The organism is Nocardia sp. BMG51109, from assembly GCF_000526215.1.
GTDB lineage: Bacteria > Actinomycetota > Actinomycetes > Mycobacteriales > Mycobacteriaceae > Nocardia.
In genome coordinates this window covers 2073396-2096464 of record NZ_JAFQ01000004.1, presented here as the reverse complement: position 1 = coordinate 2096464, position 23069 = coordinate 2073396, and the positions used below count along the sequence as shown (strand labels likewise).

The window sequence follows — 23069 nt, the reverse complement described above, 5'->3', positions numbered from 1 at the left end:
CGAGGCGGGAGTGAAGCTACAACAGCAGGCTACAGCAGCAGAAAGAGAGCAAGATCCATGCGTTTCGGCAGATCCGCCGCGCCGGCGTCCGATTCGGCGCTCGCGTCGGGGGCAGTCCAGCCAGGACGGCGAAATGCTCGGCTCGGTTGGCGCGCACGACTTCTCGCGGTGGGTGCCGCGGCCCTGGCTCTCCCGATCGCCGCGGCCGTGGCAGCTCCGACGGTCGCGCAGGCGAATCCGGTGGCGGCCCCGGTGCACCGCACCCCGCCCGGCGGCCAAGAGGAACTGATGGTTCCGTCGAGCATGGGCCCGGTCAAGGTGCAGGTGCAGTGGGCGCGCAACGGCGGTAACGCCGCGATGCTCATGCTCGACGGCCTGCGCGCCCGCGAGGATCGCAACGCCTGGTCCTTCGAGACCAACGCGCAGGAGCAGTTCGGCAACGACGACGTCACCCTCGTGATGCCGGTCGGCGGCCAGTCCAGCTGGTACGCCGACTGGGCGACGCCGAGCAACACCAACGGCCAGAAGTTCACCTACAAGTGGGAGACCTTCCTCACCGACGAGCTCCCCGCCTTCCTCGCCAATTACGGCGTCGCGCGCGACAACTGGGCCGTCGGCGGTCTGTCGATGAGTGGTCCGGCCGCCCTGCGGCTGGCCGCCTTCCACCGCGATCAGTTCAAGTACGCCGCCGCGTTCTCCGGCCCGCTGAACTGGAACGCGCCGGGCATGCGCGAGGCCATCCGCGTCATGATGCTCGACGCCGGCAAGTTCAACGTGGACTCGATGGCGGCGCCGTGGAGCCCGCAGTGGCTGCGGCAGGATCCGATGGTGTTCGCGCCCCAGCTGCGCGGCCTGCCGATGTTCATCTCCTGCGGTAACGGCCTGCCCGGCCCGGCGGACAACAACACCTCCCCGGTCGGCCTGTTCAACACCGGCAACGCCATGGCGCTGGAGGCGATCTCGATGGTGAGCACGCGCTCCTTCCAGTCCCGGCTGAACTCGCTCGGTATCCCGGCCACCTACGACTTCCCGAACCAGGGAACGCACAAGTGGCAGTACTGGCAGGACGAGCTGGCGAAGGCCCGCCCGGGCATCCTCGCCGCGCTGAACGCCGGATAACCCGACACAGCACACCCACTGGGGCGCCGCGTGAGTGATCACGCGGCGCCCCAGTCGTTTACGGGCACCCGTCTTCCCGGGGGTCCGCCGCCGAGGTTCGTCCGAGCATGCCGCGTGCGCTGTGGCGCGCCGCCGATGCGGTGCCGGGCCACATGCGAATGTGCGGGCCGGGTGCGCGGAGAGGGCGAACCGACCCGGTGATTCGGGAGCGGCGCCGACTTTGCGGCGATTCGTACGGTTTCGATCGATACCCGACCGGGTAAGTTGACAGGTTCCCGCGCGTCTTGCGCAGTTACCTCCCCTTGGCGAGGTAGAACACTTCTGTGGCAGGTGTGGCAAACAACAGGCGACGGTGTCGCGGGCGGCTGCGGGCGCTGGCCGCCGCCATCGTATTGCCGCTCGCCGCGGGATTTTCCACCGCATTTTCCACCGCGACAGCCACCGCCCAGCCCGAGGTGGCCCCGGCCGCCGCGGCCGGAGCCCACGTGCAGAAGGCGGTGTGGCTGAGCGACCGGCGGGTCGCGCTGTGGATCGATTCGCCCTCGATGGGTACCCCGGTGCAGGTGCAACTGCTGCTGGCCCGGGACTGGAACATCCGGCCGGACGCGCGGTTTCCGCTGCTGTACATGCTCGACGGATTGCGCGCCACCGACGACGAGAGCGGTTGGACCAAGGACGCCGGCGCGGTCGACTTCTTCGCCGACAAGAACGTGACCGTGGTGCTGCCGATCGGCGGCCAGTCCAGCTTCTACTCCGACTGGGCGCAGCCGAACAACGGCCAGAACTACAAGTGGGAGACGTTCCTCACCAAGGAGCTGCCGCCGCTGCTGGAGGGCCAGTGGCGGGCCACGAACGTGCGTGGCGTGGAGGGCCTTTCGATGGGCGGGACGGCCGCGATGTTCCTGGCCGGCCGCAATCCGGGCTGGGTGAAGCACGCGGCCTCGTACTCCGGCTTCCTCACCACCACCACGCTCGGCATGCCGCAGGCCATCATGTTCGCCATGCGCGATGCCGGCGGCTTCGACGCCAATGCCATGTGGGGCCCGCCGGGCGATCCGCAGTGGGCCGCGCACGATCCGTACGAGCTGGCGGACAAGCTGAAGGGCGTCAGCCTGTACGTCGCGGCCGGCAGCGGCACCAGCGGCGCCTACGACAACCCGAGCGACATCCCCGCGATCAGCACCAACTACGCCGGCATGGGACTCGAGATCCTGTCCCGGCTGACCAGCCAGAACTTCATCGCCAAGCTGGAAGACCTGTCGATCCCGGTGCAGGTGAACTACCGAGCCTCCGGCACGCACACCTGGCCGTACTGGGATTTCGAGATGCGGCAGTCCTGGCCGCAGGCGGCGTCCGCGCTCGGCGTCGACAACACCGCGACCGAATGCCGCACCGACGGGGCGATCGCCGGTGTGGCACAGGCGAACCCGTGGCTGGGCGCCTGCGTCACGCCGGAATACCAGGTGAACGGCGGTACGGCGCAGGACTTCAAGGGCGGGCGGGTGTTCTGGTCGGCCGCCGACGGGGCCCATCCGGTGGCGGGCTTCATCGGCGGCACCTATCAGGCCACCGCCGGCCCCGGCGGCCCGCTCGGCCTGCCGACCTCCGACGAGCAGCCGCTGCCCGACGGCCGCGGCCGGTTCCAGTCCTTCCGGGACGGCTCGATGTACTGGACCCCGCAGACCGGCGCCCAGCTGGTGCGCGGCGCGATCCTGCAGGAGTGGGGTGCGCAGGGCTTCGAGCACGGCCCGGCCGGCTACCCCACCGCACCGGAGCTGAAGACACCGAACCGCGACGGCGTGGTGCAGGGCTTCGAGAACGCCCCGATGTACTTCAGCGGGGCCACGGGCGCACATCGCGTGCAGGGGCTTGTTCTCGGCAAGTACGCGCAGCTGGGATTCGAGAACGGGCCGATGGGTTTCCCGATCGCCGAAGAGCTGCCGCTGAAGGATGCCGGCCGGTTCACCGCGTTCGAGGGCGGCGCCATCTACTGGAGCCCGCTGTCGGGGGCCTGGGCCGTGCGCAACGGTCTGATCATGGAGGCGTGGGGCCGGCAGGGCTTCGAGAACGGCCGGCTCGGCTATCCGATCAGCGACGAGTTCCCGGTTCCGGGCGGCGTCCAGCAGAACTTCCAGACCGGATTCATGGTGGTCCGGGACGGTAAGCCGGAGATTCACGGTATTTAGCGGTGGCATGAGAGTTGGCTGAGGTTTGTCCCTGGTTCCTCCCGCGCTCGCCCCGATTCCCGCGCTTGCGATTATCTTGGACGACGACCCGTTGCCCTGTTGAACAGATCGAGGAAACGAATTCATGCTTCGGACCCGTGGAAAGGTAACCGGCGTGGTGGTGTCGATGGCCGCCGCCGTCGGCCTGCTCGCCGCCTGCGGAGACAACGATTCGACCGCGTCGAGCACGCCCACGCTGAAGACCTCGGCCACGTCCGCCGCCCCCGGGCCCACCATCCCGTCGGTGGTGCAGATTCCCCCGGAGGAGAGCAGTGAGCCGGCGCCCACGACCGAAGAGGCGCCCGAGCGCCCGGCGCCGGTGCAGCCGACGCCCGAGAACGCCTCCGGCCAGCTGTCGGCCAAGGATCAGGCGCTGATCGAGCAGCTGAAGCAGCGCGGGTTGAATCCGACCCCCGACATCGCGGTGACCACGGCGGGCTTCGTCTGTCAGAGCAAGCAGTCGGGGCTGCCCGCTGATCAGGTGACGACCTACGTGAACGCGATGGCCGGGTCCGATCCGGCGTTCGATCCGAACAAGATGCCGGTCGAGCAGGCCGGGCGGATCTACGTGGACGTCGCGAACCAGGGCTACTGCAACCAGTGAGCGCACGGCGTTCGGGTTATCCGGGAGCGCCCGGCCGCAAGCGCGGCCGGGGCCGCGGCTGCCTGCTGTTCCTGCTGGGCATCGTCGTGCTGATCCTCGTGGTGGTGCTGCTGTGGTACCTGCTGGCCGGGCTGTTGCGCCTGCCCGAGCCCAAGCCGCCCAAGCCCGGCCCGCCGACCTCGCAGCCGGCCGACTGCCCGGATGTTCAGTTACTGTCGATTCCCGGCACCTGGGAATCGAGCAGCACCGACGACCCGCACAATCCGACCGCCAACCCGGTCTCGCTGATGCTCAATGTCGGCAATCCGGTCCGGGAGCAGTTCCCGGAAAGCCGGGTCGACGTCTACACCGTCCCGTACGTCGCGCAGTTCTCCAATCCGGTCGCGATACCGCCGGACGGCCAGGAGTCCTACAACAACAGCCGGTCGGAGGGTACGAAGCGGGCGACGGACGCGCTCTCCTCGATGGCCAAGCGCTGCCCGCTGACCAGCTATGTGATTGCCGGTTTCTCGCAGGGCGCGGTGATCGGCGGCGATATCGCGGCCGATATCGGCGCGGGCAAGGGGCCGGTGCCGGCCGACAAGGTGCTGGGCGTGACGCTGATCGCCGACGGCCGGCGTGACTTCGGGCCGGGCCAGGCGACCCAGATCGGGCCCAGCCCGCAGGGCGTGGGCGCCGAGGTCGCGCTGAAGGGGCTCAACGTGCCGGGTATCACGATGACCGGGCCGCGGTCGGGCTTCGGTGATCTGGCCGACCGGACCAACACGATCTGCGCCCCGGGCGACATGATCTGCGATGCCCCGAAGCAGGCGCTGAACCCGTTCAACATCATCCCGAGCGTGCTGAGCCTGGTGCGGGCCGTCGGGAATCCGGTGCACGCCCTCTACAACACGTTCCAGGTCGACGAGAACGGCACAACGGCCACCCAGTGGACGGCGAATTGGGCCGCGGAGCTCATCGACCACGCCCCGCGCCCGCCACATTCGTGACTGTTAACAGGGGTGCACCCCGAGGGCCGCGAGTACCCCTCGGCAGGCTGTAAAGTCCTGCGATGATCGCGACGCCGGAGCCGCTTCCTCTCGGATCGGCCCGGCGTCGCAGCCATTCGGACACCAGGAGCAAAGAGTTCAATGACACAAGCCGCCTCCACGGCGAATCGTGCCCCGGAGACCGCGGAGCCGACCGCGCTGGGCACACCGCCGCGCCGGTTCCGGTTCGCGGCCGCCGGCGAGGGGAATCAGCAGGAGGGCGGGGCACGCAAGTTCGTCAAGCTGGCGCAACAGGCCGAGGAGTACGGCTACGACTCGTTCGCGGTGCCCGATCATCTCGGCCCGCAGGTCGGGCCGATCGCGGCGCTGGGGGCGCTGGCCGTGGCCACCGAGCGGATCCGGATCGGTACGTCGGTGCTGGCCAACGGTTTCCGGCATCCGGTGGTGCTGGCCAAGGACGCCGCCACCATCGACGTGCTGTCCAAGGGCCGGCTGGAGCTGGGTGTGGGCGCGGGCTGGATCAAGGGTGAGTTCGAGGCCGCCGGCATCCCCTACGAGTCGCCCGGCGTGCGGCTGGAGAAGCTGGACGAGACGCTGACGATCCTGGACGTGCTGCTGCGCGGTCAGGAATGTCACTTCGAGGGCAAGCACTACCGCGTGAGCGGTATCAAGGGAACTCCGCGGCCGCGGCAGGGCCCGCGCCCGCCGCTGGTCACCGGCGGTGGCGGCCCGAAGATGCTGCGACTGGCGGCCAAGCACGCCGACATCATCTCGGTGGTCCCGCAGACCACCAAGAACGGCAAGGGTCTGCTGTCGGGAATCACCCTCGACAAGACGGTCGACAAGGTGAACCTGATCAAGCAGGCGGCCGGTGATCGGTTCGCCGACATCGAGCTGAACTGGACGATCACCGCCGTGGTGATCACCGACGATCGAGAACGCACCGCGGAGATGGCGCTGTCCGCGATCGAGAAGGGACTGCATCCCGATCTCGAAGTGGACGTGCAACTCTCGGTCGAGGACATTCTCGCATCGCCCTATGTGGCGATCGGCACATTCGAGGAGATAGCCGAGCAGATTCGTAACGTGCGGAAACTCACCTCGATGTCATATGTCGGAGTGTTTCCGACACAGATGGATGCCTTCGCGCCCGTGATCCCCTTGCTGCGGGAGGCGTAGTGGCCGTTGAGACGGGCGCAGAGGCCGCCATCGAGACAGTGCCATGTTCGCTCGCTCCGGAGACTGCTTCTGGGCCTGCTCTGTAACATGTCCCTGGTTTGAGTACATCTAGCCGATAGGCGGTCACCGCGCAGACCGTTGAAAAGCTGCAGGCATGCTCTCGCACCACCAGAGCGGCCGCGGGCGTAAGAGAGTCGGGGCCTCACAGGTATCAGCGGCCGTGGACGCCGTGCTGCGTGTGCCTCGGAGGAGAAGGAATGACGGACGAGACTTTCGACGACTACCTGGACGAATCCGGGAACATCAGAATTCCCGCGGGACGGACCCTGGTCGATTACGTCGAGAAGCACACCCGCAACGACGCGAACACGCTTGCTTACCGCTACATCGACTACTCCCGTGAGCGCGACGGCGAGTACCAGGACCTGACCTGGCAGGAATTCGGCATTCGGCTGCGCGCGGTGGCCGCTCGCCTGCAACAGGTGACCAAGCCGGGCGATCGGGTGGCGATCCTCGCGCCGCAGGGCCTGGACTACGTGGTGTCCTTCTTCGCCGCGATCTATGCCGGCACCATCGCGGTCCCCCTGTTCGATCCCGAGGAACCCGGCCACACCGACCGGCTGCACGCGGTGCTCGGCGACTGCCGACCGGCGGCCATCCTGACGGCGAGCTCCTCCGCCGCCGGGGTGCGCCAGTTCTTCCGGCCGCTGCCCGCCGCGCAGCGCCCGCGCGTCATCGCCGTCGACGCGGTGCCCGATTCGATGGGCGAGTCCTGGACATATCCCGACATCAGCGTGGACGATATCGCGTACCTGCAGTACACCTCGGGATCGACGCGCACTCCGGCCGGTGTGGAAATTACACACCGCGCGGTGGGCACCAACCTGCTGCAGATGATCAACGCGATCAATCTGGACTGGAACTCCCGCGGCGTCACCTGGCTGCCGCTGTTCCACGACATGGGCCTGCTGTGCGTGATCCTGCCCGCGATCGGCGGCAAGTTCATCACGATCATGTCGCCCAGCGCCTTCGTCCGGCGCCCGGCCCGCTGGATCAAGGAGCTGGCCGCGGTCTCCGATGGCGCCGGAACCTTCGCCGCCGCACCGAATTTCGCGTTCGAGCACGCGGCCGCGCGCGGCCTGCCCCGCAACGGCGAGACGCTGGACCTGTCCAATGTGATCGGGCTGATCAACGGCAGCGAGCCGGTGACCACCGCCTCGATGAAGAAGTTCAACGAGGCGTTCGCTCCCTACGGGCTGCCCAAGACCGCCATCAAGCCCTGCTACGGCATGGCCGAGGCCACCCTGTTCGTCTCGGCGACCCGGGCCGAGGACGAGGCCAAGGTCGTCTACGTCGATCGCGACGCGCTGAACGCCGGCCGGATCGTCAAGGTCGAGCACGAGGCGCCCAATGCCATCGCCCAGGTCAGCTGCGGCTACGTGGCGCTGTCGCAGTGGGCGACCATCGTCGACCCGGAGTCGATAGACGATCCGTCGGGCCCGGTCGAGCAGCCCGAGGGCACGATCGGCGAGGTCTGGTTGCACGGCGACAACATCGGCATCGGCTACTGGGGTCGCGACGATGAGACGCACAAGACCTTCAAGAACGTCCTGGCCAACCGCCTGCCGGAGGGCAGTCATGCCGAGGGCACCGACGCGGACGCGATCTGGATGCGGACCGGTGACTACGGCGTGTACATCGACGGCGAGCTGTACATCACCGGCCGCGTGAAGGATCTGGTGATCGTCGACGGCCGCAACCACTACCCGCAGGATCTGGAGTACTCCGCGCAGGAGGCGAGCAAGCAGCTGCGCCCCGGGTTCGTGGCGGCGTTCTCGGTTCCCGCCAACCAGCTTCCGGCCGAGGTGTTCGAGGCGGACAGTCGTGCGGGACTGAAGTACGACGCCGACAATGCCGCCGAGCAGCTGGTGATCGTCGCCGAGCGTGGTCCGGGCGCGCACAAGGCCGATCCGCAGCCGATCGCCGACGCGGTGCGCGGGGCCCTCTCGCAGCGGCACGGCGTCACCGTGCGCGATGTGCTGCTGGTGCCGGCGGGGTCGATTCCGCGGACCTCCAGCGGCAAGATCGCGCGGCGCGCCTGCCGGGCCGCGTATCTGGAAGGCACGCTGCGGGGCGGTCATACGCAGCAGGCATTCCCCGACGCACCCGACGAAGAGTGACCGATACAGCCCACTCCCGTCGCCCGGGTCGCGGCGCTCGCCGCGGCGCCGGGCGGCCTTGCGATACTGGCTGTCAATCTCTGCCCACCCGACACTCGTACCCAGGTAGCTTGAGGAATTGATGGCTGACAACGAGGGCACCCAGACGACCGACGAAGCGCGGGCATCGGACGCCGACACCGCATCCGAGACTCCGGCCACCGAGACTCCGGCCACCGAGACTCCGGCCACTGAGGCTCCAGCCCCCGAGATGTCGGTGGCCGAGCTGCGAGAGTGGTTGCGGCACTGGGTCGCCGACGCGACCGCGCAGCCGGTCGAGCAGATCACGGTGGACCGGCCGATGGAGGAGTTCGGGCTGGCCTCGCGGGATGCCCTCGCACTCGGTGGCGACATCGAGGAGCTCACCGGGGTGATGCTGAACGCCACGGTGGTGTACCAGCATCCGACCATCGCGTCGCTGGCGGAGGTCATCGCCGCCGGCGGGGTGCCGGAGGAGCCGGAGGACGCGACCGACGACGAGTTCTACACCGCGGGGTATCGGCCCGGCGAGGCGCACGACATCGCGATCGTCGGGTTGTCGACGAGGCTGCCGGGTGCGGGCGAGACACCGGAGTCGACGTGGGAGTTCCTGATCGGCAAGGGGGACGGGATCAGGGAGCTGCCCGAGGGGCGGTGGTCGGAGTTCGCCGCCGAGCCGCAGATGGCCGAGGCCATCGAGAAGGCGACCACCCTGGGCGGCTACCTCGACCAGAGCGTGGTCAAGGGTTTCGATGCCGAGTTCTTCGCGATGTCTCCGATCGAAGTGGAGCGGGTCGACCCGCAGCAGCGGTTGATGATGGAGCTGACCTGGGAAGCGCTGGAGCACGCCCGGATTCCCGCCAGCGACCTCAAGGGGCAGCCGGTCGGTGTGTTCATCGGCTCGTCGGGTAACGACTTCATGTTCCTGGCCGCGATGGCCGCGGGTGCACCGGTCGACGCGAATACGCCGGCGACGGCCGCCGCCTACGGAATCATGGGGAGCGTTTCGTCGATCATCCCCAACCGGGTCTCCTACTTCTACGACTTCCGCGGTCCGTCCGTCTCCGTCGACAGCGCGTGCTCGTCCACGCTGGTCGCGGTGCACGAGGCGGTGCAGGCGCTGCGCAGCGGCGATGCCGATGTCGCGCTCGCCGGCGGCGTCAATATGCTGCTGGCCCCGTTCGCGACGCTCGGTTTCGACGGGGGCGGCGCGCTGGCGAAGGACGGCCACATCAAGGCGTTCTCCTCCGATGCCGACGGCATGATCCGCTCGGAGGGCGGCGGCCTGGTGGTGCTCAAGCGCCTGGCCGATGCCGAGCGCGACGGCGATCGAATCCTGGCCGTCGTCAAGGGGTCGGCGGTCAACAACGACGGCCGGTCCAACGGCCTGCTGGCACCGAACCCGGATGCGCAGGCCGATGTGCTTCGCCGGGCCTACCGCGACGCCGGAATCCTCCCGTCCTCGGTCGACTACATCGAGGCGCACGGCACCGGCACGCTGATCGGCGACCCCATCGAGGCGGAGGCGCTCGGCCGGGTGGTCGGCCGCGGCCGCGAGGCGGACAAGCCCGCACTGCTCGGCTCGGCCAAGACGAATTTCGGGCACCTGGAGTCGGGCGCCGGAGCGGCCAGCCTGGCGAAGAGCGTGATGTCGTTGCAGCGCAACATCATTCCGCCGAATATCCGCTACGCGGGCCCGAACCCCTACATCCCGTTCGAGCAGGCGCGGTTGAAGGTGGTCGACGAGCCGACCGAGTTCCCGCGCTACAGCGGCAGGGCCACCATCGGTGTCTCCGGGTTCGGCTTCGGCGGCACGAACGCGCATGTGGTGATCCAGGAGTATGTGCCGGAAGTAGTTGCGCCGGTGGAGGATTCGGTTGTCTCGGCCGCTGCCGATGCGGATCTGGACGAGCGGCTGGACGACGAGAGCACCGATGTGGTCGCTGATGCCGAGGGCATTCTCGCGGGAATCGGTGCGGAGCAGAGGGATTCCGGCACTGAGCTTTCCGTGGCGGCCGCGGCCGATGATGCCGGTGCGGCCGCGGATGACGGTGGGGTAGCGGCGGTTCCGGAGTGGACCGAGGAGCGCACCGAGCCGTTGCCGGTGATCCTGCCGGTGTCGGCGTACCTGCCGTCGCGTCGCCGCCGGGCGGCGGCCGACCTGGCCGATTGGCTGGAATCCGAAGCGGGACAGGCCGCCTCGCTCGAGGAGGTGGCGCGGTCGCTGGCCAAGCGCAATCACGGCCGGTCGCGCGGCGTGGTGCTGGCGACGACGCGCGAGGAGGCGATCGCGGGGCTGCGTGCCATCGCCGCGGGTAAGCCGGGGCAGGGCGTGTTCACCGCCGACGCTCCCGCCGCCAAGGGCGCCATGTGGGTGCTGTCCGGCTTCGGCTCGCACCACCGCAAGATGGGTAAGCAGCTCTACCTGGAGAATTCGGTCTTCGCCCGGACCGTCGACGAGGTCGACGAGCTGGTGCAGGACGAGGCCGGCTACTCGGTCAAGGAGATGATCCTCGACGACGCCCAGGACTGGGATGTGGGCACGTCGCAGGTCGGCGTGTTCACCATTCAGCTCGGCCTGGCCGCGCTGCTGCGCCACCACGGCGCCGCGCCCGAGGGCGTCGTCGGCCATTCGCAGGGTGAGGCCGCGGGCGCGTACATCTGCGGCGGCATGAACCTCGAGGACGCGGTCCGGGTGATCTGCGCGCGGTCGCGGCTGATGGGCGAGGGCGAGCAGATGCTCGCCGAGGCCGACGTCCGCAATATGGCGCTGGTCGAGTACAGCGCCGAGGATATCGAGAAGGTGCTGTCCGACTATCCGGACCTCGAGGTGGCCGTCTACGCCGCGCCGGTCAACACCGTGATCGGCGGCCCGCCGGAGCAGGTGCAGGCCGTGGTGGCCCGCGCCGAGGCCGAGGGCAAGTTCGCGCGGGTGCTGCAGGTGCGCGGCGCCGGGCACACGTCGCAGATGGATCCGCTGCTGGGTGAGCTCGCGGCCGAGCTGGCCGGTATCGAGCCGACCAGGCTGACCGCCGACCTGTACTCGACCGTGCACAAGGCCACCGTGTACCGCGCGGGTTCGGATCCGGTGCACGACGTGGACTACTGGGTCACCAATATGCGTCACCCGGTGTACTTCACCAATGCCGTGCGGCAGGCGGTGGACGGCGGGATCACCACGTTCCTCGAGCTGGCGCCGAATTCCGTTGCGCTGATGCAGGTCGCGGGCACGACGTTCGCGGCCGGTGCGCACAATGCGGCGCTCATCCCCACGCTCAAGCGCAAGGAGGACGAGTCCGCGGGCGTGCTCTCCGCGCTGGCGCAGCTGTACGTGCAGGGGCACCGGGTCGATCTGTCGTCGCTGCTGCCCGCCGGTGACTACGCCGACGTTCCGCGTACCGCCTTCCTGCGCAAGGAGTACTGGCCGAAGGTCGCCATCGCGTCGGGATCCGGCAGCGGGCGGGTGCCGGGATCGCATGTGGCCCTGCCGGACGGCCGGCACGCCTGGGAGGTGACCGCGGGTGCGGTCACCGATCCGGCCGCGCTGGTGAATGCCGCCGCCGCGCAGGTGCTTTCGGACGTGTCGGTGGGTGCGACCGTCGCGCACTCGCCGCTGCCCGCCTCCGGCACGCTGACCACCACGCTGACGCCGCACCTGGGCGGCGCCTCGGTGCAGGTGCACGCCAAGGACGGTGCCGCGTTCCGGTTGCTGTTCGAGGCGGTCGTCGCGTCCGGTGCCCCCCTGCCGGAATCGGCTGTCGCCCCGTCCGTTCCGGCCGATGCGCCGGCATCGGCCGAGTCCGGGAGCGACGCGGCCGATCTGGAGGTCGTGGAGAGCTTCGGCGAGCGCTGGGACCCGAACGGCACCCAGACGGTCGAGGAGCGGCTGTCGATCATCGTCGCGGAGTCCATGGGTTACGCCGTGGAGGATCTCCCGATGGAGATCCCGCTGATGGAGCTCGGCCTGGACTCGCTGATGGCGGTGCGCATCAAGAACCGGGTGGAGTACGAGTTCGACATCCCGCAGCTGCAGGTCGCGGCCGTGCGCGACGCCAGCCTGAACGAGGTCTCGAAGGTGCTGCGCTACGCCATCGAGCACCGCGACGAGGTGCGCGAACTGGCCGAACAGCAGGCCGCCGAGGGCAGTGCGCTGACCGTCGACGACAACTTCGTCGCCGCCGCCCGCGCCGCCATGGAATCGGGCGAGGATCCGGCCGCCGTGCTGGAACAGAAGATCGCCGAGAACTCCGAGACCACATCGCCGCCGGACGCCGGCGAAAAGTCCGGTGCCACGGCCGGATCCGAGGCGACGACCGAAAAGCCCGGTACCGCAACCGAATCGGCGGAGGCCGCCGCGAAGAGCGAGCAGGCGTCTCCGGTCGCGAAGGCCGCCACTCCCGCCGAGGCCGCCGCGGTCTTCGGTGGGGGTCAGGTCGGTGCGTCCGGTGAGGACAACGTGCCCCCGCGCGATGCCGCCGAGCGTCTGACCTACGCGACCTGGGCGACCATCACGGGCAAGTCGGCGGGCGGCATCTTCAACACCCTGCCGATCCTGGACGAGGACACCGCGCAGAAGCTGGCGGCCCGGCTGTCCGAGCGCGTCGGCGCCGAGATCGACGTGGAGGACGTGCTCGACTGCGAAACCATCGAGCAGCTGTCCGATATCGTCCGGCAGCACCAGGACGACGCCGGCGACGTCGACGGCTTCGTGCGCACCCTGCGGGCCCGGCCCGAGGGGTCGAATGCGGTGCCGGTCTTCGTCTTCCATCCGTCCGGCGGCAATACGCTGGTGTACGAGCCGCTGTTGAAGCGGCTGCCCGGCGACACCCCGATGTACGGCTTCGAGCGCATCGAGGGCTCCATCGAGGAGCGCGCCCGCCGGTACAGCGCGGAGATTCGCAGGATCCAGCCGGAAGGCCCGTACGTCGTGTACGGCTGGTCGCTGGGTGCCGTGTTCGCGTTGCAGATCGCGCAGATCATGCGGGCCGAGGGCGCCGACGTGGGTCTCGTCGGCCTCATCGACCTGGCGATTCCGACCGAGCCCGAGGACAATTCGCCGGCCGGGCGGCGCGACCGGGTCGAGCGCTTTCAGGCCTTCGCCAAGAAGACCTACGGCATCGAGGGCGAGCTGGACGACGACATGCTGCAGCAACTCGCGGAGGCGTCCGACGAGGAGCAGTTCCAGATCGTCACCGACCTGATCAAGTTCGCCGACGTCAAGATTCCGGGCGGCGTGATCGAACATCAGCGCACCTCGTGGCTGGACGGCCGGGATCTGCAGCAGGCGGAGCCATCGCACTACGACGGCGACGTGGTGCTCTACCTGGCCGATCGCTATCACGACGGAATCATCGAGATCGAACCCCGCTACGCCGATCGCCGGCCCAACGGCGGATGGGACGAGTACCTCCCCAACCTGGAGATCATCCACATCCCGGGCGATCACCTCCAGATCATCGACGAGCCGCGCATCGCCACCATCGGTGCCGATCTGACCCAGAAATTGGCAGCGATCGCGAAGGGAAAGCAGTGAGCACCACCGCCGAGAAACTCGCCGACCTGCGAAAGAAGCTCGAACTCGCACAGGAACCGGCGGGCGAAGCGGGTGTGGCCAAGCGCGCCCGCAAGGGCATTCCCTCGGCCCGCGACCGGATCAACATGTTGCTCGACCCGGGCACGTTCGTGGAAATCGGTGCGCTCGTGCGCAATCCGGGCGATAAGAACGCGCTGTACGGCGACGGCGTGGTCATCGGGCACGGGCTGGTCGAGGGCCGGCCGGTGGCGGTGTTCTCGCACGATCAGACGGTGTACGGCGGATCGGTCGGCGAGATGTTCGGCCGCAAGGTCTGCGCGATCATGGAATTCGCGGCCAAGGTGGGCTGCCCGGTGGTGGGCATCCAGGACTCCGGCGGCGCCCGCGTGCAGGAGGCGGTGACGTCGCTGGCCTGGTACGCCAATATCGCGCTCAAGGTCGAGCCGCTGTCGGGGATGGTGCCGCAGATCTCGATGATCCTCGGCAGCTGCGCGGGCGGCGCGGTGTACCAGCCGATCAACACCGACGTCGTGGTCGCCACCGAAGCGGCGTACATGTTCGTCACCGGCCCGAAGGTGATCCGGGAGGTCACCGGCGAGGACGTCAGCCTGGAGGAGCTGGGCGGCGCGCACAGCCAGGCCGAGTACGGCAACGTCCACCATGTCGCGAAGGACGAGAGGGCCGCCTTCGACTGGGTGCGCCGATATCTGGGCTACATGCCGACCAGCTGCCAGGAACAGCCGCCGGTCGTGAACTCCGGGCTGGAGCCGGAACTCACCGATACCGACCGGGAACTGAACGCGATCGTGCCGGATTCCGACAATGCCGCGTACGACATGCACGAGATCCTGCTGCGGATCTTCGACGACGGCGAGTTCCACGAGGTCGGCGCGCAGGCCGGACTCAACGTCATCACCGGTTTCGCCCGGGTGGACGGCCGGTCGGTCGGCGTGGTCGCCAACCAGCCGATGGTCTACGCCGGGGCGCTGGACGCCCGCGCCTCCGACAAGGCCTCGCATTTCGTGCGGCTGTGCGACGCGTTCGAGATCCCGCTGGTGCTCGTGGTGGATACGCCCGGCTTCCTGCCCGGCGTGGAGCAGGAGAAGATCGGCGTCATCAAGCGCGGCGGGCGGTTCCTGTTCGCCTTCGTCGAGGCGTCGGTGCCCAAGGTGACCGTGGTGATCCGCAAGGCGTACGGCGGCGGCTACGCGGTCATGGGCTCCAAGCAGCTCGGCGCCGACGTCAACCTGGCGTGGCCGACCGCGCGCATCGCGGTGATGGGTGCGGAGAGCGCGGTCAGCCTGATCGGGCGCAAGCAGATCGAGGCCGCCCCCGAGGAGCAGCGGCCGGCGATCCGGCAGCAGATGATCGACTTCTACAACGCCACCATGGCCAATCCGTGGGTGGCCGCCGAGCGCGGCTTCATCGACGCGGTCATCGAGCCGGCCACGACGCGGCTGGAGGTCCGCCGGGCGCTGCATCTGTTGCGTGACAAGGCCATGCAGCGCAATCCGCGCAAGCACCATCTGCTGCCGCTGTAACTTCCGGTCCGCGCGGGGACGGTGACTGCGGTCACCCGCTCCGCAATGGTCTTCGGCGGGACGATGCCGGGTGAATTCCGCCGGAACGGCGGGTTGCCGGGGTGTCTTTCGCCGAATCGCTCGGTCGGTATCGCCCGATGTGAGAGCCTTCAGCTATGGGAATCTCACCGAAGGCCGTGCTGGAGGGTGGGCCGGCCGACCTGCCGCAACGCATAGTCCGGATCACGCCACCGGGCATCGAACTGCGGGTGCAGTTCAACGGCGGCTACGAGCGCTTCAAGGTGACCCCACGCTGGCAGGACACCGCCGAGGGCAGCCTGCCGGTCTACGAGTGGACCGGCCGCGTCGAAGTGTGAGCGACGGCCGGGCAGCAGCGGTTACGGCTTGCGGCCGACGGCGCCCCGGTGTGTTCAGGTCGGCGATCGGCCGTGCACCGGCATCGCCGTCGAACTCGGATATGACTCTTCCCCTGCCGGCGCTACCGGCGAGACCGTGGCGGTGCCTCGACGATACGCATGCCCGGCATCGGCGTTCGCCCGGCCGAGCCTCCGGTGCGGGCGCGAATGTGGTGCGCCCGCACCGGAACCCGGATGACTAGAACACCCGCAGCTGTCCCGGCGACCAGAGGCCCGAACGGGTGGCCGTGCCCGTGGTCACCTCGGCCGGTGCGGCCTTGTAGTACTGGTCGTAGCGTTCCAGCGAACCCCAGTCCCGGGCCCAGTCGTTCTTCATATAGGTCGGGACGGTGACCGATTCGGCCAGCATCTGCGAGAAGCCCAGCGGGCCACCGAATTCCTCGGCCTGCCAGGTGTCGGTGGAGCTGACCGCGAGCGGCCGGTCCGGCTTGATCCGGTAGTTCGGCACCTCGGCGACGCCGTTCTCGTGGTCGAACGGACGCTGGCACGGGAACTGCAGGCCCACGGCCCAGTCCAGCAGCACCGGCTGCTGGGTGCCGACGACCTCGTTGAGCGTCTGCAGCTTGGGCACCCGCGGCGCGGTGAACGCCAGCCACTGATCGCCGATCAGGATCGGGTCGTTGGCGACGATGCGCACCGTATCGGCCTCGGGGGAGATCTCGTTCAGCGGCACCCGCAGGTTGCGCCAGGACGGGAACGGGCCGATATCGCGCGGCAGGTAGCTGCCCAGCTTGGTCACCGAACCGTCGGGCTGCTTCTTGCCGTAGTCGACGGTCAGCGACTGGCCGTACTTGACGGCGCCGGTGTCGTCGACCGACAGGATGCGCCCGGCCGCCGAGATCACCACCAGCGGCGTCTGATCCGACCGCGGCGGCAGCTGGTACCAGCTGGAGGTCAGGTGCGCCGGTTGCTGCACGTTCTCCTGGTAGCTGCCCATCACCGGGGTGGTGGCCGGATCGAGCCCGAACGGCAGCTGCACCGTGCTGCCGTTGACGCCGGCCTGCTGGACCCGGCCGCCGCCGGTGCCGGCGTTCTGGCCCTCGGCGAACGCCGCGCCCACCGACTGCGTGGAGGTGTTGCCGGTGCCCGGCTTCACCTCCACCGTGTCGGCCTTCAGATCGGTCGGAACGCCGTTGGGGGAGAAGCCCGCCGGGTCGCCGCCGGCGAGCGGGTCGCCGTTCTGCGGCGGATGCGCCGGATCGATGATCGCGGGCAGGTTGCCGTTGTTGACGTTCTGCTCCACCAGCACGTCGTTGGCGAGCCCGCACGAGTTACCGCTCACCGCATCGACGTTCGAGCGGCCCAGCGAATAGGCCGGGTACTGCCACACCGCGCCCTTGACCAGCGAGAACACCTCGAACATCACCATCAGTGCCGCGACCACGGTGAGCGGTATGGCGGCGAACCGGCGAATTCGCCTGCCGCGCGCGGTCTTCGAACTCGCCGGCGGCTTCGCATACCCCTCGCGCAGCGATTGCCAGGCCACCAGCGCGAGCGCCAGGGCGAACAGCACCAGCATGATGGTGTTGGACTGAATGCCCTTCAGCGACACCGTCTTGTCGAACCACGGCACCCCGAAGCTGGATACGTACCAGTAGCCGTTGATGCCCGAGAACGTCAGCGCCAGCGCGAACAGCAGGGCGGCCAGGAAGATCGACCGGTTCTTGCGGGAGCGCAGCGCCGTCGCCGACACCGCCACCGCGGTCACGGCGGCCAGCGAACCGGCGATGCCCGCGTAGGCGCCGAAGTGGTGGGTCCACTTCGTGGGGTTGAACATCATGAAGAAGATGGTTCCGAAGACCACGCCCATCAGCCGCCACGTCGGGCCGCTGGCGATGCCCGGCACCCGGCGGCGGCGCAGCAGCACCATCATCGTGGTGAACAGGCACAGCAGCATGATCAGGAAGGCGAACCGGCGGGCCAGTGAGCCGTCCACGGTCTCGACGAACAGGTAGTAGTAGCGCAGGTAGTCCTCGTACCAGGCCATATTCGGGCCGGCCAGCTGCCGCACCCGGTTGGCCTCCTGAATGGCGGCGAAGCTCTGGTCGCTGTACACGACGGTGAGCACGACGAAGCCCGCGGCGGCGATCGGGGAGAGCAGGACCAGCGTTGCGGCCCAGCGGCTCCCGCCCCGGCCCGCCTTCGCGCTCGCGGCGAGTTCGCGTCGTCGCCGGACCACGATGTGCACCAGCGGCCGGATGCCCGCGAGCAGTGCCGCCACACACATGAGGCCGGTCGGCGCGGCCGCGAGCGTGAACGCGGCGGCCAGCACCGCGACCGCGGCCGGCAGCAGCCGGGACGTGGCGATGGCCCGCTCGATCGACACCCAGGTCAGCAGGGCGCCCAGCGCGACGATCGGCTCCGAGCGCAGGCCGTTGTCGTAGGGCAGCCAGAACGCGAGGAAGACCAGCCCGCCGGTCCACAGCGCCACCTTGGACGTGCGCACCCCGCGGCCCAGCCGGGGCACCACCTCGCGGCTGATCACCATCCAGCACAGGATCGCGCACAGCAGCGCGGGTATCCGTACCCACGCGCTGGCCGTGGAGACCTGGGCGAACGCCTGGATCACGTAGTAGTACCAGCCGAACGGCGCCTCCGGCACGCCCCACCAGCGGAAGTAGTTGGCCAGATAGCCGGAGTGCGGGGCGACCCGCACCATGCTGAGGATGTAGCCGTCGTCGGACGTGTTGGCGCCGACGAAATGCCACAGCAGCAGCGTGCCGACGACCGCGCCGTCGGCCCAGGTCGGCTTCAGCCAGTGCGCGGGGAAGATCCGGCGGTGGCCGCGGCCGTCGCCGGAGTCGAGGCGGGCGAGCGCGGCGAGTGCGGCGAGCGTGCACAGCACGGCCGCGATCATCGCCACCAGCTTCATGACAGTCGGGGTGGTGGAGAACCGGGAGTCGACCGACATGTGGAACGACAGGCCCTCCGGCGCGGCGCCCTGCAGATCGGTGAACACGCCGACCACCTGCGGCCGCAGGTCACCCTCCAGCGTGCCGTCGATCGGCACGGTCACCATCTCGGTGGCGCCCGGGGCGCCGCCGGCGACCGGCTGCTCGACCTGCTTGGTCGCGCCCTGGAACGCGGCATGGGTGCGGTTGTGATCGGAGGAGATGGCGATCGAGGAGCAGCCGCCCAGCTCGGAGCGCTCCGCCGACGCCACCACCGCGTTGCGGTCCACGACGTCGACCGAGGTGTCCGAGACCCGGACGAACATCGCCTCGAGCGAGGCCCGATCGCCCTGCGGCGGCGCGGTCGCCAGCAGCATGCCGCCCTCCGGCGGTAGCTGGTCGACCAGCGAGCACGGCAGGGTCGCGTTCAGGTCCACCGGAACCTGCGACATCAGCGGTGACTGCACGCTGCCGACCGTCCCGCCCTGCGGCCAGTCCACCGCCGCGGTGGTCTGGTTGACCGGCAGAAACGGGGTGGCGAGCGCGAACAGTGCGCCCAACACGCCGGTTATCAGCGCGACCAGGCGCGCGGTCCGGAAATCGCGGGGTGTCGCCACCGGCGTGGGCGACGGTTTCGTCAAGACAGCAGTTGCAGCGTCGGGCACGGTTGGAGATGTTATCTGCCCACGCTGCGAGTGACTTCCTTCACGTACGTCCCCGCGCTTCCCGCCCACTTACCCCAGCTCGGAAACCCTGCCGGAAATCGGGGACCGAGTGGCCGGGGAAAAAATTAGTAGCGCCACCCGGCCGTGCCGCGTCGGCACTGATTCCGTGCGCCGTAGTAGAGATCGAAGCCGTCGATGTGGACGCCCACCCGGATGGCAGCTCACCATACGGGCGGGCGCCGACAGTTATAGCGGCGGTGGAAGACCGGGTGGCTATTGCACGCGGATCGGGACGCCCTTCGTCAAGCCCCAGCGGTTCGCCTGGGTGACGCCGATCGCCGCCGGGGTGGCGGAGGGGACGTAGGGGGCGAAGCGTTCCAGGGAGCCCCAGTCGCGGCTCCAGTCGTCGGTCAGGTAGCTGGGGACGGCCTGGGCCTCGAGCAGCAGGCCGGTCCAGCCGAGCGGGCCGCCGCCGATATCGTCCTGCCAGGCGTTGGAGGCGTCGGAGCCGACCCGGTCGGGCAGGATGCGCCACCGCGGTACCTCGGCGACTCCGTCGTGGTGGTCGAACGGCCGCTGGCAGGGGAAGGCGAGGCCGACGTGCCAGTCCTCCAGCACCGGATCCCGGTGTCCCACCACGGAATCCAGGGTGGCCAGCCTCGGCAGCCGGGGCGGCGTCACGGCCAGCCACTGGCGCTGGGTGAGGTCCGGGGCGGCCGCGACGATGCGGACCGCGTCGGTGCCGTCCGGGATGCTGTCCAGCGGCACCCGCATATTGCGCCAGGACGGCGCACCGCCGATATCCAGCGGCTGGAACGACCCCCGCGGCTGGAACGAACCGTCGTCCCCGCGATGGCCGAATTCGACGCGCAGGTCCTGGCCGTAGGTCACCACGCCGTCCTTGCTGACCGTCTTGATCCGGCCGGCCGCGCTCACCACCAGCACCCGGTAGGCGGGATCGCTGCGGGCGGCGGCGAGGTCGAGCCGATACCACTGCGAGGTCAGCTCGGCCGGCTGCTTGTCGGCGGAGGTGTAGCTGCCCAGCACCGGGGTGCGGGCGGGATCCAGCCCGAACGGCAGTTTCACGGTGCTGCCGTTGATGCCCGGCTCCTCGACCCGGCCGCCGCCGGTGCCCGACTGGGTGGTGTTGGTGGTCTTGTTCTCGGATTCGGTGTCGACCGAATTGGCGCCGCCGGTGACGGTTTCCTCGGCATCGGCGGTCAAATCGTTGGCCACCCCGTTCGGGGTGAAGCCGGTGTTCTCGGCGGCCAATCCGTCGGCGGGCGCGCCGGTGTAGGGCTGCAGCAGCGAATCGGCGGTGTTGGTCTCCACCAGCACGTCGTCGGCCATCGAGCACGAATTCCCGCCCAGCGAGCGCAGATTCGCCTTGGCGATCGAGTAGGCGGGATACTGCGCGACCGCCGCCTTGCCGAGCGAGGCCACCTCGAACAGCACCATGGCCGCGGCGGCGATGGTCAGCGGCTGGATTGCGAACCGGTCGAAGCGGCGCCGCGAGGGTTCGGCCGCGGGCTCGTCGCCGGGCTTCCGGTACGGCTCGCGGTAGTACTGCCAGGCCGCCAGCAGCAGCGACAGCACGGCCAGGCCGAGGAACAGCGTCGACAGTCCCTTACCGGCCAGCACCGGCGCCTTGTCCCACCACGGTATTCCGAAGCTGGACACGTACCACCAGCCGTTGGATCCGGTGAAAGTTACTGCGAGCAGGAAGAATACGGCGCCGGCGAACAGCGAGCGGTTGTACGGCGCGCGAATCCCGTTGATACCCACGGCCACCGCGGTGAGCGCGGCCAGCGATCCGGCCAGGCCGGCGTACACGCCGAAGTGGTGGGTCCACTTGGTCGGCGTGAACATCATCAGCAGCAGCGACATGAACACGATGCCGAGGATGCGTGCCGACGGGCCGCGCGAGGTGCCCGGAATCCGGCCGTTCTTGCGCAGCATCACCAGCACGCACACGCCCAGGCACAACAGCATGGCGAGAATGCCGAAGCGCCGCGACAGCGAGCCGTCGGGCGACAGCTGCAGCAGCGAATCCCAGCGGGTGCGTTCGTCGAACCACGCGACGTTCGGCCCGACGATCTTGCGCACCCGGGTGGACTCCAGGACGGAGGCCAGGGTCTGATCCGCGAAGACCACCACCAGCACGAGGACGCCGGCGGCGACGCCGGGCGCCAGCAGCGCACCGTAACGCAGGATCGCCGCCCCGAACCCCGAGCGCCGGTTGCCGCCCGGTTCGGAATCCATTCGCCCGCGGGCTCGCTTGATGATCAACTGCAGGACGGGCCGGGAGCCGGCGATCAGCGCGGCGATACAGATCAGCCCGGTCGGCCCGGCCGCCAGCGAGAACGCCGCGATGAGCACCGCCATCGCGGCCGGCAGCAGGCGTCCGGTGGCGATGGCTCGCTCGATCGAGCACCAGGTCAGCAGCGCGCCCAGCGCGATCAGCGGCTCCGGCCGCAGGCCGTTGTCGTAGGGCAGCCACGCGGCCAGGAACACCAGGCCGGCCGTCCAGCGCGCCACGTTGTCCCGGCGCACCCGGGCGCCCAAGCGCGGCAACACCTCTCGGCTGATCACCAGCCAGCAGACGATGCCGGCCAGCAGCGAGGGCAGCCGCATCCACCAACTGGTATCGCTGACCCTGGTCATCCAGGCCAGCACCTCGTACGGCCAGCCGAACGGCGCTTCGGCCACCCCGAACCAGCGGTAGTAGTTGGCCATGTAGCCGGATTCGCGCGAGGCCCGGGCCATGTTCAGGATGTAGCCGTCGTCGGAGGTGTTGGCGCCGATCACCTGCCACAGCAGCAGCGAACCCAGCACCGCCACGTCGGCGAGGCCGAACCGCCACCAGTGCGCAGGCAGGAACCGGCGCGGTCGTCGTCCGTCGGCGGTGTCGATCAGGTGCAGGCAGATCAGCGCGAGAACGGTGAACGCCACGGCGGCGATGATCGCGGCCAGCTTCAGCGGGCTCGGACTGGAGGAGAAGCGCGAGTCGATATCGGCGTGCAGGTGCGCGTCGCCCAGCCGGCCCTGCTCGAGATCGGTGAAGACGCCGACGATCTGCGGGCGGATGTCGCCGCCGACCGTATTGCGGAACGCGCTGCCGTCGGCGCGGTGCACCCCCGTGAATTCGGCGGTGGTGGCCCCGGCGCTCGAGTCGATGGTCAGGGCGCCGCAGTCGGCGATCTCGGCGATCGGCGCGGACAGCACCGGTATGTCGCGCTGCACCACCGACAGCGTCCGCTCGCCGGACTCACCGCCGGTTACCTTGGCCACCAACCCCTTCGCGGTGGCGTCGGAGGATTCGGCGGGCACCGTGGACAGCACCGTCCCGTCCGGCATGTCGCGGAAGGCCGCGCACGGTATCGACGCCTGCATCCCGATCGGCACGTACGACACCAGCGGCGCGTCGACGTTCACCGACTGGGGCTGCGGCCAGTCGAGCGCAGCCCGATCCTCCCGGACCGGCAGCAGCGGGGCGAGCACCGCGCACAGCGCGGCGAGCAGGCCCGAGACGAGAGCGATCAGGCGAACCGGGGAAAACGCTGGGGAGTCTGCGCGCACGGTGCTCGATGCTAGCCACTCCGGCTGTGCGATCGGGCCCCCACCCGATCACTCGCCCCGGACCGTCACGTCTCGGGCTGTGCCGCACGCTTCGGGCTGTGTCGCAGGCCTGGGGCTGTGCTGCGCGCCT

At 69.3% G+C, this 23069-nt stretch carries 11 protein-coding genes; 9 read left to right on the top strand and 2 right to left on the bottom strand.

All coding sequences use genetic code 11. The features are described 5' to 3' along the window. Positions 1 to 57: 57 nt before the first annotated feature. The 9 genes from D892_RS0110955 to D892_RS0110915 all read left to right on the top strand — a co-directional run bounded on the left by D892_RS0110955 (position 58) and on the right by D892_RS0110915 (position 15744). Complete coding sequence (locus D892_RS0110955) at positions 58 to 1119, top strand: alpha/beta hydrolase family protein (protein WP_024801277.1); 1062 nt, start codon at positions 58 to 60, stop codon at positions 1117 to 1119. A gap of 323 nt (positions 1120 to 1442) precedes the next feature. Beyond that, the gene (locus tag D892_RS0110950; RefSeq protein ID WP_084161023.1) at positions 1443 to 3305 is read left to right on the top strand and encodes an alpha/beta hydrolase-fold protein; all 1863 of its coding nucleotides are present in this window, start codon (positions 1443 to 1445) and stop codon (positions 3303 to 3305) included. Positions 3306 to 3429: 124 nt separating this feature from the next. After that, positions 3430 to 3948, top strand: coding sequence for a DUF732 domain-containing protein (locus D892_RS0110945; RefSeq protein ID WP_024801275.1), 519 nt, complete (start codon positions 3430 to 3432; stop codon positions 3946 to 3948). Continuing rightward, positions 3945 to 4937 carry a cutinase family protein gene (locus D892_RS0110940; protein WP_024801274.1) on the top strand — a complete coding sequence of 331 codons (993 nt, stop codon included), beginning with the start codon at positions 3945 to 3947 and terminating at the stop codon, positions 4935 to 4937. Before D892_RS0110945 ends, D892_RS0110940 begins: the two co-directional genes overlap by 4 nt. Before the next feature lie 141 nt (positions 4938 to 5078). Then, entirely contained in the window at positions 5079 to 6116 is a 1038-nt protein-coding gene (locus D892_RS0110935) for an LLM class F420-dependent oxidoreductase (RefSeq protein WP_024801273.1), read from the top strand. A 257-nt stretch (positions 6117 to 6373) separates the two neighbouring features. Continuing rightward, positions 6374 to 8296 carry a long-chain-fatty-acid--AMP ligase FadD32 gene (fadD32, locus tag D892_RS0110930; RefSeq protein ID WP_024801272.1) on the top strand — a complete coding sequence of 641 codons (1923 nt, stop codon included), beginning with the start codon at positions 6374 to 6376 and terminating at the stop codon, positions 8294 to 8296. Positions 8297 to 8417: 121 nt separating this feature from the next. Continuing rightward, positions 8418 to 13847, top strand: a complete 5430-nt coding sequence (pks13, locus tag D892_RS0110925) for a polyketide synthase Pks13 (protein ID WP_024801271.1) — start codon at positions 8418 to 8420, stop codon at positions 13845 to 13847. After that, complete coding sequence (locus tag D892_RS0110920) at positions 13844 to 15388, top strand: acyl-CoA carboxylase subunit beta (protein ID WP_024801270.1); 1545 nt, start codon at positions 13844 to 13846, stop codon at positions 15386 to 15388. The genes pks13 and D892_RS0110920 overlap by 4 nt, the downstream gene beginning before the upstream one ends. Positions 15389 to 15543: 155 nt before the next feature. Then, complete coding sequence (locus D892_RS0110915; protein ID WP_024801269.1) at positions 15544 to 15744, top strand: DUF5988 family protein; 201 nt, start codon at positions 15544 to 15546, stop codon at positions 15742 to 15744. Positions 15745 to 15982: 238 nt separating this feature from the next. Here D892_RS0110915 and D892_RS0110910 read toward each other — a convergent pair whose 3' ends face one another. Next, a complete protein-coding gene (locus D892_RS0110910; protein WP_024801268.1) occupies positions 15983 to 19360 on the bottom strand; it encodes an arabinosyltransferase domain-containing protein in 3378 nt (1125 codons plus the stop codon). 273 nt (positions 19361 to 19633) lie between these two features. Beyond that, positions 19634 to 22939, bottom strand: coding sequence for an arabinosyltransferase domain-containing protein (locus D892_RS0110900; protein ID WP_024801267.1), 3306 nt, complete (start codon positions 22937 to 22939; stop codon positions 19634 to 19636). Between the last annotated feature and the right edge of the window lie 130 nt (positions 22940 to 23069).